The 12,020-nt window shown below is 32.8% G+C and carries 14 protein-coding genes; 11 read left to right on the top strand and 3 right to left on the bottom strand.

Annotation, left to right across the window (positions count from 1 at the left end; all coding sequences use genetic code 11):
• Positions 1–46: 46 nt before the first annotated feature.
• From hisC to Q4Q34_RS17085, 11 genes are all read left to right on the top strand, one after another.
• Positions 47–1,105: a histidinol-phosphate transaminase gene (gene hisC / locus Q4Q34_RS17135; RefSeq protein WP_303317639.1), complete on the top strand. Its 1,059-nt coding sequence runs from the start codon at positions 47–49 to the stop codon at positions 1,103–1,105.
• Between the two features lie 41 nt (positions 1,106–1,146).
• Entirely contained in the window at positions 1,147–1,431 is a 285-nt protein-coding gene (locus Q4Q34_RS17130; RefSeq protein WP_303317638.1) for a GIY-YIG nuclease family protein, read from the top strand.
• 33 nt (positions 1,432–1,464) lie between these two features.
• On the top strand, positions 1,465–2,598 hold the full coding sequence (gene hisB / locus Q4Q34_RS17125) for a bifunctional histidinol-phosphatase/imidazoleglycerol-phosphate dehydratase HisB (RefSeq protein WP_303317637.1): 1,134 nt from the start codon (positions 1,465–1,467) through the stop codon (positions 2,596–2,598).
• A gap of 51 nt (positions 2,599–2,649) precedes the next feature.
• Complete coding sequence (hisH, locus tag Q4Q34_RS17120) at positions 2,650–3,231, top strand: imidazole glycerol phosphate synthase subunit HisH (protein ID WP_303317636.1); 582 nt, start codon at positions 2,650–2,652, stop codon at positions 3,229–3,231.
• A gap of 116 nt (positions 3,232–3,347) precedes the next feature.
• Positions 3,348–4,082, top strand: coding sequence for a 1-(5-phosphoribosyl)-5-[(5-phosphoribosylamino)methylideneamino]imidazole-4-carboxamide isomerase (gene hisA / locus Q4Q34_RS17115; RefSeq protein ID WP_303317635.1), 735 nt, complete (start codon positions 3,348–3,350; stop codon positions 4,080–4,082).
• A gap of 92 nt (positions 4,083–4,174) precedes the next feature.
• Positions 4,175–4,930: an imidazole glycerol phosphate synthase subunit HisF gene (gene hisF, locus Q4Q34_RS17110; RefSeq protein WP_303317634.1), complete on the top strand. Its 756-nt coding sequence runs from the start codon at positions 4,175–4,177 to the stop codon at positions 4,928–4,930.
• 47 nt (positions 4,931–4,977) lie between these two features.
• On the top strand, positions 4,978–5,604 hold the full coding sequence (gene hisIE, locus Q4Q34_RS17105; RefSeq protein WP_303317633.1) for a bifunctional phosphoribosyl-AMP cyclohydrolase/phosphoribosyl-ATP diphosphatase HisIE: 627 nt from the start codon (positions 4,978–4,980) through the stop codon (positions 5,602–5,604).
• Between the two features lie 44 nt (positions 5,605–5,648).
• The gene (locus Q4Q34_RS17100; RefSeq protein ID WP_303317632.1) at positions 5,649–5,999 is read left to right on the top strand and encodes a hypothetical protein; all 351 of its coding nucleotides are present in this window, start codon (positions 5,649–5,651) and stop codon (positions 5,997–5,999) included.
• A 124-nt stretch (positions 6,000–6,123) separates the two neighbouring features.
• The gene (locus Q4Q34_RS17095; RefSeq protein ID WP_303317631.1) at positions 6,124–7,530 is read left to right on the top strand and encodes a right-handed parallel beta-helix repeat-containing protein; all 1,407 of its coding nucleotides are present in this window, start codon (positions 6,124–6,126) and stop codon (positions 7,528–7,530) included.
• A 708-nt stretch (positions 7,531–8,238) separates the two neighbouring features.
• A complete protein-coding gene (locus Q4Q34_RS17090; RefSeq protein WP_303317630.1) occupies positions 8,239–9,015 on the top strand; it encodes a tRNA pseudouridine synthase A in 777 nt (258 codons plus the stop codon).
• Between the two features lie 90 nt (positions 9,016–9,105).
• The gene (locus Q4Q34_RS17085) at positions 9,106–9,786 is read left to right on the top strand and encodes a DUF2461 domain-containing protein (RefSeq protein ID WP_303317629.1); all 681 of its coding nucleotides are present in this window, start codon (positions 9,106–9,108) and stop codon (positions 9,784–9,786) included.
• Positions 9,787–9,884: 98 nt separating this feature from the next.
• Here Q4Q34_RS17085 and Q4Q34_RS17080 read toward each other — a convergent pair whose 3' ends face one another.
• The 3 genes from Q4Q34_RS17080 to Q4Q34_RS17070 form a co-directional block, all read right to left on the bottom strand.
• Positions 9,885–10,301, bottom strand: coding sequence for a glyoxalase (locus Q4Q34_RS17080; protein ID WP_303317628.1), 417 nt, complete (start codon positions 10,299–10,301; stop codon positions 9,885–9,887).
• A gap of 123 nt (positions 10,302–10,424) precedes the next feature.
• A complete protein-coding gene (locus Q4Q34_RS17075) occupies positions 10,425–11,174 on the bottom strand; it encodes an SDR family NAD(P)-dependent oxidoreductase (RefSeq protein WP_303317627.1) in 750 nt (249 codons plus the stop codon).
• A 50-nt stretch (positions 11,175–11,224) separates the two neighbouring features.
• Positions 11,225–11,830: a TetR/AcrR family transcriptional regulator gene (locus Q4Q34_RS17070; RefSeq protein ID WP_303317626.1), complete on the bottom strand. Its 606-nt coding sequence runs from the start codon at positions 11,828–11,830 to the stop codon at positions 11,225–11,227.
• Positions 11,831–12,020 lie beyond the last annotated feature (190 nt).

Here is a 12,020-nt window from a genome sequence, read left to right as displayed (position 1 = left end):
GTTTCAGTAAAGCAGGAACCTAATGAACTAAGTTCATAAAACAATTATGAAAACAACAAATTTCAATATAGACAAGTTAACACGTGCTACCGTTAAGGCTCTAAAACCGTATTCGTCTGCGAGGGATGAATTTCAAGGTAATAGTGATGCTATGGTGTTTTTGGATGCTAATGAAAATCCCTTCAACAACGGTGTAAACCGTTATCCAGACCCACAACAAGGAGACTTGAAGACGATGCTTTCTGAAATAAAAAATATTAACTCTAAAAACATCCTTTTAGGAAATGGAAGCGATGAAGTCCTAGATCTCATTTTTAGGGCATTTTGCGAGCCAAACAAAGATAATATTATCATATTACCACCAACATATGGCATGTATAGCGTATTAGCAAATATTAATGCAGTTGGCATTAAAGAAGTACAGCTATCAAACAGTTTTCAACCACAAGTTGAAACCATATTAAATGCAGTGAATGAAAGCAGTAAAATTCTTTTCTTGTGTTCACCCAATAACCCTACGGGTAATAGCTTTTCAAGCCAATCAATAGAAGAATTACTAAATAAATTTGAAGGTTTAGTTGTCATTGATGAAGCTTATATCGATTTTTCTAAAGAAAATAGCTGGATAGATTGTTTAGAGGAATTTCCAAACTTGGTAGTCACTCAAACACTGTCCAAAGCTTACGGAATGGCAGGAATTAGGTTGGGAATCTGCTATGCGTCAACAGAGATTATTTCTATTTTAAATAGAATAAAGCCGCCATATAATGTTAATGAGCTAACACAGCAAAAAGCCATTCAGCAATTAAGCATCAAAGATTTAGCAGTAAATCAAATCAATAGTATTTTAGAAGAACGTACACTGTTAATATCAGCATTAGAATCTGTCAGCTATATTTCAAAAATTTACCCATCTGATGCCAACTTTGTTTTAGTAAAAGTTGATGATGCGGTAAAACGTTATGATCAGTTAATAGACAAAGGGATTGTTATAAGAAACAGAACCACGCAACCAGGATGCGAGAATTGTTTAAGATTGACTGTAGGGACTAAAGAGGAGAATGAGATATTGATAAAAACACTTTTATTAATATCGAAATCCTGAACTTGTTTCAGGAGCTTTTAAATTAAATATGGAAGACTAATTTGAAACAAATACATTATTGTTACATTCTTACTAATAAAAATAGAACCGTATTATATATCGGTTATACAAATGATTTAAATAGAAGAATTAGCGAGCATCAAAAAGGAAAAGGTGCTGTATTTACAAAAAAATATAGTGTTTCATATTTAATATATTATGAAAAATTTGAAAATACTAAAGAAGCTAAATTGAGAGAAAAACAATTAAAAAATTGGCATAAAGAATGGAAATGGAATCTTATTAAAAATTCTAATCCAGAATTAGAAACATTAAGTTTAAATTAAAAAGATTCCTGCCTACGCAGGAATGACAAAAAGATGAAAAAAGTATTATTTATAGATCGTGATGGCACCATTATCAGAGAACCCGCTGATGAACAAATAGATTCATTAGATAAATTAGAATTCTACCCTAAAGTATTTCAATATTTAGGTAAAATAGCTAAAGAATTAGACTATGAAATCGTCATGGTTACAAATCAAGATGGATTAGGAACAGAAGCGTTTCCAGAAACTGATTTTTGGCCTATTCATAACTTCATTATTAAATGTTTTGAAGATCAAGGCATTGTTTTTAAAGAACAGTTTATAGACAGAACCTTTGCAAAAGACAATGCACCAACAAGAAAACCAAATACAGGGCTACTAACAAAGTATTTTTCTGATGATTATGACCTGGAAAACTCGTTTGTAATAGGCGATAGGCTTACAGACATAGAATTAGCAAAAAATTTAGGAGCTAAAGGCATTTTCATAAATGACGAGACTCATTTAGGAACCGATGAAATCACTGTAAAAAGAGAGCAATTAGATCCATATATCGCATTAGAAAGCAATGATTGGGAAGCCATCTATACCTTCTTAAAAACGAGTGCTCGTACTGGAGAAATTATTAGAAACACTAATGAAACCAAGATAGCCATTCAGGTAAATTTGGATGGAACGGGGAAAAGTGATATTAATACCGGTCTTGCCTTTTTCGATCATATGTTAGACCAAATAGCGCGTCACGGACAATTAGACCTTAACATAAAAGTTGATGGTGATTTGGAAGTTGATGAACATCACACGATTGAAGATACAGCCATTGCTCTAGGCGAGTTATTTAATACCGCTTTGGGTAATAAGCTAGGCATAGAACGCTATGGATTTTGTTTACCTATGGACGATTGTTATGCACAAGCGGCTATTGATTTTGGAGGAAGAAACTGGCTTGTTTGGGAAGCAGATTTTAAGCGTGAAATGATTGGCAAAATGCCAACAGAAATGTTTTACCATTTCTTTAAATCGTTTACAGATGGCGCTAAATGTAATTTAAACATTAAAGCCGAAGGACAAAACGAACACCATAAAATCGAGGCTATTTTTAAAGCCTTTGCAAAAGCTATAAAGATGGCAGTAAAGCGTGATGTTGAGAAAATGATTTTACCAAGCACAAAAGGTGTTTTGTAAATCGTAAAAAATTAAATCCCAAAAAGAACTAATTAAAGCAAAATTAAAGATTTGAAACTTGTAATTATTAATTACGGAGCAGGAAACATTAAAAGCATTCAATTTGCCTTTAAGCGTTTAGGAATTGAGGCTATTTTATCAAATGATCCCGATGAAATTTTAGCAGCAGATAAAATTATTTTCCCTGGTGTTGGAGAGGCAAGTTCGGCAATGGCCATGCTTCATAGCAGTGGATTAAACAAACTCATCCCTACTTTAAAGCAACCCGTTTTAGGCATTTGTCTAGGCATGCAGTTATTATGCGAATCGACCGAAGAAGGAAACACTAAAGGTCTTGGAATATTTAGAACTAAAGTAAAACGTTTTACAAATGATGTAAAAGTTCCTCAAATGGGATGGAATGTTATCAAAGACTTAAAATCCGATTTGTTTTCTGGAATTAAAGAAAATGAATATATGTATTTAGTACATAGTTATTATGCCGAACATTGCGATGAAACTATTGCAAAAACGGATTATGGCATTAACTATGCCTCGGCTTTACAACACAATAATTTTTATGGTGTGCAATTTCACCCAGAAAAGAGTAGTTTAGCAGGAGCAAAAATTTTACAAAACTTTTTAGATTTATGATTTTTGATCAATAAAATAAGAGAAGTAGTTAAAAATATTTTATATGCCATACTGAGCACAGTCGAAGTAAAAAAATAAGTATTAATTAAAAAGTTCCTGCCTTTTCAGGAAATATTATGAGAATTATACCAGCCATAGATATAATAGACGGAAAATGTGTTCGATTAACCAAAGGAGATTACGACACTAAAAAAGTATATAATGAAAACCCTTTAGAAGTTGCCAAAATGTTTGAAGGTTCTGGCATTCAACATTTACACTTAGTTGATTTGGATGGTGCCAAGGCAAAACATATTGTAAACTATAAAGTACTTGAGCAAATAGCGTCAAAAACGAATCTTAAAATTGATTTTGGTGGCGGATTAAAAACAAACGAAGATTTGCATATTGCTTTTAATTCTGGCGCAAAACAGATCACAGGAGGCAGTATTGCTGTAAAAGACCCGGAAACTTTTGAAGGTTGGATTAATAAATACGGTGCCGAAAAAATCATTCTAGGTGCAGATAGTGACAATGGAAAAATCTCAATTAGTGGGTGGATGGAGCAAAGTAAAGAAGATGTCATTCCGTTTATAAAATCATATCAAAAGAAAAGCATAAAATATGTTATTTGTACAGATATTTCAAAAGATGGGATGCTTGAAGGTCCATCCGTAGAATTGTATAAACAAATCATTTCAGAATGCTCAAATAGTAGTAGCGATCAATCGATAAAGCTGATAGCTTCTGGTGGGATATCATCTATTGAAGAATTACCAATTTTAAAAGAAATTGGTTGTGAAGGGGTTATTATTGGCAAAGCCATATACGAAAACAGAATAAGCCTATTCGAACTAGAAAAATTTGTGTAATTATTTTGTAATTCCTGTTTTTACAAGGGGCTACTATAGAAAGTAAAACATTAAGATTTCCGCTTTTGCGGAAATTAAAAATAAAAAAAATCATGCTAACAAAAAGAATCATACCCTGCTTAGATATTAAAGATGGGAGAACGGTGAAAGGAGTCAATTTTGTTGATTTACGTGATGCTGGAGACCCTGTTGAACTGGCAAAACAATATGCAGACATTGGAGCAGATGAATTAGTGTTTCTTGATATTTCGGCAACACTTGAAGATCGTGCAACCACATTAGATATGGTATTACATGTTGCAGAACAAGTAAATATCCCTTTTACAGTTGGAGGAGGCATATCTTCTGTTGAAGATGTTGATGCCCTGTTACAATGTGGAGCAGATAAAGTGTCGATAAATTCATCAGCCGTTAAAAGACCGGATTTGGTCAATGAATTATCGGATAAATTTGGAAGCCAATGCGTTGTTGTTGCTATAGATGCCAAAGAAATTGAAGGACAATGGAAAGTACATTTAGCTGGCGGAAGTATTCCTACCGAAATTGATTTATTTGAATGGGCAAAAGAAGTTGAAGAGCGTGGTGCGGGAGAAATTTTGTTTACATCGATGAACCATGATGGTACTAAAAATGGATTTGCAAATAAAGCTTTAGCCAAATTATCTGAAGAATTAAATATTCCAATTATAGCCTCTGGAGGAGCAGGAAATATACAGCATTTTATAGATACTTTTAAAGAAGGAAAATCAGACGCAGCCTTGGCAGCTAGTGTATTTCATTTTGGTGAAATACCAATTCCAGAATTAAAAAAGGACTTAAAAGCAAATAACATAGAAGTACGACTATAATCCCCTTGTCTCAAAGGTGAATTTATTGCGAGTAAAAAATTAAAGTTATGATAAATAAAAAAGATATAAATATTATTTCTCCCCCTTGGGGGGATTTAGAGGGGGCTCTCGTCCCAGCAATCATTCAAGATGCCACAACAAAAAATGTATTAATGTTGGGTTATATGAACGAAGAAGCCTATCAAAAAACAATTGAAACCAAACAGGTTACTTTTTTTAGTAGAAGTAAACAGCGTTTATGGACTAAAGGTGAAGAAAGTGGAAACTTTTTAAATCTAGTTGATATAAAAAATGATTGCGACAACGACACCCTTTTAATACAAGTAAATCCTGTTGGTCCTACATGCCATAAAGGAACAGATACCTGTTGGCAAACCGAAAATACATCAACTTACGGCTTTTTCTCTACTTTAGAAGACGTTATAGCAGAACGTGTTGCAAATAAAGACACCAAAAAATCGTATGTAGCAAGCCTATTTGATAAAGGCATTAATAAAGTCGCTCAAAAAGTAGGAGAGGAGGCTGTAGAGACCGTTATTGAAGCTATGGACAACAATGATGAGCTCTTTTTATATGAATCTGCAGACTTATTATTTCACTATTTAATGCTGTTGCAGGCTAAAGGATTCTCCCTAAAAGATATAGAGGAAGAATTAAAAGGAAGACACAAATAATTAAAATTTATTATATTTACTCTATAATTTAAATTATTGCACCCATGAACCTACAAAAAACAACCCTATCATTATTATTTTTCATAATGGCCTCATCAGTTACATTTGCTCAGCAAGATGTTGATAGCCAGATAAATGAATTGATTAAGAAAGATAATGTTATGTTGACAGAGAATGATAAATCATTAAAGCTAACCGAGGAACAAACATTAAAACTTAAGGAAGCTTATAAAAAACTCGTTCTTTTTGAAAATGACTTACCTAGATCAAAGAAAAAGAAGAAAGAAGCATACAGAGAAGCTATGACACCTATACTTAGCGAAACAATGGCTTATAAAAGAAGCTTATTAACTTCAAAACAATTAGCTGCTTACAATGCTTACGATGCTAGATAGCATTCCTGATTTAAAATATTAACAAAAGGTATTAGAAAACTCTAATACCTTTTGTTTTATAAATCATAATCTTTTTTCTGTTTTACTACGTAGATTTATTAATAACCTCAAATTCTACTTATTAATGACTCCTTATTTCAATATAAAAAGATATACGCTTCTTTTTTGTTTAGCACTTTGCATGTATTCATGTTTCGAAGATTCAGAAGACTTACAGGTATTTGTTAATTCAGAATTAAGCCCCACAGATACCAACAATCCTAATCCTTTTATGGGTGCAATGTCCCCTATAGAGACCATGTCCTATAATGAAATTCCAACGGAAAAATACATCATAGAATTAGAAAGATGGGACATTCCAAATGATAGAAAAGATCCTGAGAGAACAACCGATAATATTCAAAAAGCTATCGATTGGGCTGTATCAGAAGGCTACGGACAGATTTGTTTACCCGAAGGTCATTACCTGATTGGTAAATATGGCAATGATATTTATCAGGCTGGTATAGAACTAAAAAGTAATATGGCATTTTTATTAGACCAAAACGCCATTATAGAAATGGCTCCCAATAATAAGTGGAATTACTGTGCTATAACAGTAACAGAAAAAGCACATGTGGTTATTTCTGGAGGAACTATTTTAGGAGACAGGGAAAACCATGAATATACTCCTAGAAAAAGTGACGGCTCAACGGTTCATGATGAAGGGCATTTAATTTGTATTCAGAATGAAAGTGAATATGTAACTGTAGAAAATGTCACTTTAGGAAAAGCAAATGGAGATGCTATTCTTTTGGTGGGTCAAAAAGGAGCAGGTTCTTCAGTAAAACACATTGACATTAGAAGAAATAATATGGTTGATAACCGCAGACAAGGGGTCTCCATTGTTGGTGGCACAGATGTTTTAATAGAAAATAACGAAATTCATCATACCAAAGGCACCTCTCCTCAATTCGGGATTGATGTAGAAAGCTTAAGCTATAACAGTCAAGATATAACCATAAGAAATAATTATTTTCACCATAACCGAGGGGGCGATATTGTAAATACAGATGGAAAAAATGTAATTATTGAAAACAATATTTTACTGCAAGGAAAAGAAAGTCAATATATAGATGGCCCTATAGTATATTGGAAAAAAGGAGATCTTACTATTAGAAATAACGATATTACCATGACAACAGTTTCAGTTAACAATTGGAATGGCATTATTATGTATTCTGATGATAGTCCAAAAACAAACCCGGCGACAACTTATATTTATGATAACACCTGTAATAACTGCGGGTTTTACATGTATAAAGGAGCCGATTTAGTAGTTAGAGATAATTATCTCAACAATGGACATCTGGTATTTAAAGAAATGACAAATCTAACATTAGAAAATAATAGGGTAGAGCACCCACAAAAGTGCTGGGCATATCGTTTTCTGGAAGTTTCAGGAAGCGCTAATGGCAACACATACAATGGAGAAGCTTTTGATATACCATTACAACCAAATACACCTTGGGATGGATGCTGGATAAACTAAACCACTATTCCTGCCTGCCGACAGTTGCAGTGTATCCATAAATATGGACTCCTAAACAGTAATATAATAACACTCAAAAGAGCTAAGTTAATTATTTAAAATACAGCCATTTGTCATGTCGACGGAGCGAAGCATGAGCCTTTCGACTTTAGTTTATGCTGAGCACAGTCGAAGTACTCAAGATAAATTTTCGAGACATCTCATAAAGACGGGGTTCCCTGCCTTCCGACACAAAGGCATGGCAGGCAAGTTTATTACTTTTCTTTGGACTAGCAAAGAAAAGTAAATAACGTGAATTCGATACAACTTTAGCTTTATTTAAATGAAAATCAGTTAATTATATTCAAATGTCAGGTTGAGTACTTCGGCTATAGTTTATAATGAGCTCAGTCGAAGTACTCAGTATAAACTAAAGTCGAAACCTAATTAAAACAACTGAATTTTTAAAACCTTTCGACTGCGCTCAGGGTGACGAGCTTTTGTCTATTTTTTATAAATTTTATGTCGAACTCACATTAAATAATAAGTAAATCTTTTCCAAATAAGAGCAATAACACTTACACTATCCAAAACCAATCAGGTGGTTTATTAGTTGATGTTTTAGTCATAATTATGAGTGTTTAGTTAGTTAAGTTAGATATACAAGCTATAAATTTTTTGTCACAATTAATAAACAACGTATTTTTCGAATCAGATTAATATTAAAAAATGAAAAAATATTTTTACGTTTTTACTATCCAATATTTAGGATATCGTTTTCACGGTTGGCAAAAGCAACCCAATGTAAAAACGCTGCATTTGATGGTAGACAGGACCTTAAATTTTATTCTCGAAGGTAAGCGGTTTAAAAGTTTAAGTTCCGGGAGAACTGATGCAATGGTGTCTGCTGAAAATGCTGCCTTTGAGTTGTTTCTATTTGAACCCATTGAAGATCAAGATTCTTTTTTAGATCTGTTTAATCATAACCTGCCGCAAGACATAAGAGCGACCAGTATACGAGAAGTAGACGCTGAATTCAATATAATAAATCACTCAAAAATTAAAGAGTATCTTTATTTATTTACCTGTGGCGAGAAATGCCACCCATTTTGTGCGCCAATAATGACGACTATCCTCGACAATCTGGACATTGGTCTTATGAAACAAGGCGCAAAACTTTTTGAAGGTGAGCACTACTTTAAATCTTATTGCTATAAGCCCACAGATAATGGTATTTACAATAGGGAAATCCTATTATGTGAATTAGTAGAAAACACCATGTATTCAGCAAATTATTTTCCTGAAAACACCTTTTTACTAAGAGTGAGAGGTAAAGGATTTATGAGAAATCAAATACGATTAATGATGGGGACACTAATCGATTTGGGAAAAGGTAAATTATCTATAGAAGACATAAAAACAAGCCTATTACCCGGTAGTGAAACAAGAATGGAGTATATAGCTCCAGCATCAGGACTGATTCTTAACAAAATTGAATTTGAATAATAAAGTGATTTTTGTAATTTACCTCACATTATTTAAATAACGTGAACCTTGTTTAAGAGTATTAATCAACTTTCAAAAGACGCAATAAACATGAGTATAACAGTTCCAAAAGAAGCATTAGATTTTTTTAAAAAATTAGAAAAAAATAACAATAGAGACTGGTTTAATGAACGAAAGAAAGCATTTAAAACCATGGAAGCAGAAGTTAAACAAGTCTATAGCACTATTTTTGATGCGCTTAATACACATGATGAAATCGATAAGTTAAAAATGTTTAGAATTTATAGAGATGTGCGTTTTTCAAAAAACAAAGATCCTTATAAAACACATTTCGGTGGTTCGTTCCATAGAACCAAACCAAGATTAAGAGGTGGATATTATCTTCATATTCAACCCAATAACGAAAGTTTTATTGCTACGGGTTTTTGGGAACCAGCTCCAGCCGATTTATTGCGAATTAGAAAGGAATTTGAAATGGATGATAGTGAAATTCGTGAAATCTTAGCAAATAAAAAGTTTAATAGCGTGTGGGGTGACACATTTGTTGGAGACGAGGTAAAAACTGCCCCAAAAGGTTTTAGTAAAGAGCATAAAGCCATTGATCTTATAAAAAAGAAGCAATATATATTTACTAAGAAGTATACGGATAAAGAAGTTCTGGATGCTAATTTTATAAAAGATGTAAACGAATCATTTAAGGCTATTAGACCTTATTTTGATTACATGAGTGATGTACTTACCACAGATTTAAATGGCGTGTCTCTAATTTAGGCTTGCGTTTGGTGTGGAAAAGTTCAAATTCAAAAGATTACTGCGTCGATTCTCTCCTCGTAATGACAGGGTTCGTTTGTACTTTTAGATACTTAAAACTAAACAGCAGCAAGTAATTCTGGGTTTTCTAAAAGTTGAATATTACTAAGTAAGCGTTCTTTAACAATACGCATCATTCGTTTATTTAAAGCAGACGAATTTTGTATGTATAATTGATATTCTTCAACCGTGAACTGACCAATAATCATTCCTTTTAAAGCATTTCTAAACTTCATGTCTTTTTGAATCGCATTTTCAATATAAATAATGCGCTTTTCGGTAGATAAATCATAAAAAACCGATTTGTGTTTCACTACATAATTTTTAAAAACAGCAATTAATAAGTCACTTTGTAACTTTACAATAGGTCTTAAAACCAGGTTTTGAAAACGCTCATCGCTAGTCATGGTATCGTTAATAGTCGTAGAAGGTACTTCTGGGCGGATACTTTTAAGATTAAATTGTCTGGTGTTCATAATTTAGTTTTTCATAAAAATATAGATTATAGGAACTTAAAACGTATCACCAAATTTATAATTGTTAACGAGTTTATTAACAACAAGGCTGAAAAAGAGTATTTTTCAGCCTTGATTAGAGTTTTAAACCTGACTTAAACCACCATCAACCGCTAGGTCTATACCATTTACATAAGAAGCATCATCAGAAGCCAGGAATAAAGCCGTTTTTGCTATCTCTTCAGAAACTCCAAAACGCCCAAGAGGTACCATTGCAGCAAAGTTTTTCCCGTTTTCTTCCAACACATCCTCAGGTAAACCTAATTTTCCATAAATAGGGGTGTCAATAGGTCCTGGAGCAATCGTATTGACACGAATTCCTCTGGATTTCACTTCAGAGGTCAACACCTTTGAATAAGCGCGTAGAGCCCCTTTACTGGCAGAATATACACCAAAACCATCAAATACTTTGTCCTTCACAATAGAACCAGTAAATAATATGCTTCCACCATCATTTATATGAGGTAAAGCTTCTTTTGTAGCTAAAATAGGCCCTCTAACATTAGTATTAAAAACGTCGTCATAATGATTTGCTGTAACCTCTGTAGTTGGAGACACAGGAGCTATTCCAGCATTAAGGAATAATACATCAATGTTTCCGTAAGCATTTGTAGCTTCTTTAATAAGCTTGACATTATCTTCGGGTTTCGATACATCTGCCAGAACAGTTATAAAATCCCCTTCTAGTGTTTCTGCTACTTCATCTAAGGCTTCTTGTCGTCTTCCAGAGATAACAACTTTAGCGCCTTCCTCTAAGAATAATTTGGCAGTAGCCAAGCCAATTCCACTGTTTGCGCCAGTAATAATGGCGACTTTGTTTTTTAATTTACTCATAGTAATATATTTTTATTTGAAACAATCGTTTCAAATAAGGTTAAAAAAAATTAAATTAATGTTTGTATAATTGTTTTTGCAATAGTTTTCAACTTGCTCTTGTTTGAGATTAGTATTCCAGCAGTTCTAAAACCTTGAATAGACGAAAATAAATATAGGGCATATTCATTTGGAGTTCTGTTAAGGTTAATGGCTGATTCTTCCTGACCCTTACGAACCAGGTCTTCTAAAAATCCAATAAAAAAAATCTGATTAGAACATAAAAAATTTGTAATGGATGGTTCCTGATTTGCCATTTCTGATGTGCAATTGGTAATCAAACAACCTTTATCTTCTTTGTCATTAATAATTTCATTCAAATAATATTCAAAAAGAAGCTCTATAGCATGTAATGGATTATGAGCCTTTTCTAAAGTCTCCGATATTCTTGTAGAATGCATTTCTTTATATGATTTTAAACACTCTAAAAACAAATCTAATTTACTTCCAAAAGAGTTGTATATACTCGATCTATTAAGATCTGTAGCATCTACTAGGTCTTGCATGGACGCGGCATTAAATCCCTTGTCATGAAAAACATCAGTAGCTTGTTTTAAGACTAACTCTTTATTAAATGTTTCTACTTTTGGCATATCTATTTGAAATGAACGTTCCAAATGTATAAAATATTTTTAAACCTAATTGTTAAATTTTTGTTATTTGCGATAAAACTCCTTTTTTTATTTCAACTTTTACTTTGGGGATTGAGAGGAATATTCAGTATTCAGTGAACAGTCAATACGTTATAAAAATTAAAACACAAGTAACTATTATTTTTTAATTTGTAGATTTTTAATTCGTAAAATT

The sequence above is a fragment of the Flavivirga abyssicola genome, assembly GCF_030540775.2.
Classification (GTDB): Bacteria; Bacteroidota; Bacteroidia; order Flavobacteriales; family Flavobacteriaceae; genus Flavivirga; species Flavivirga abyssicola.
This window is presented reverse-complemented; position numbering and strand designations above follow the sequence as displayed.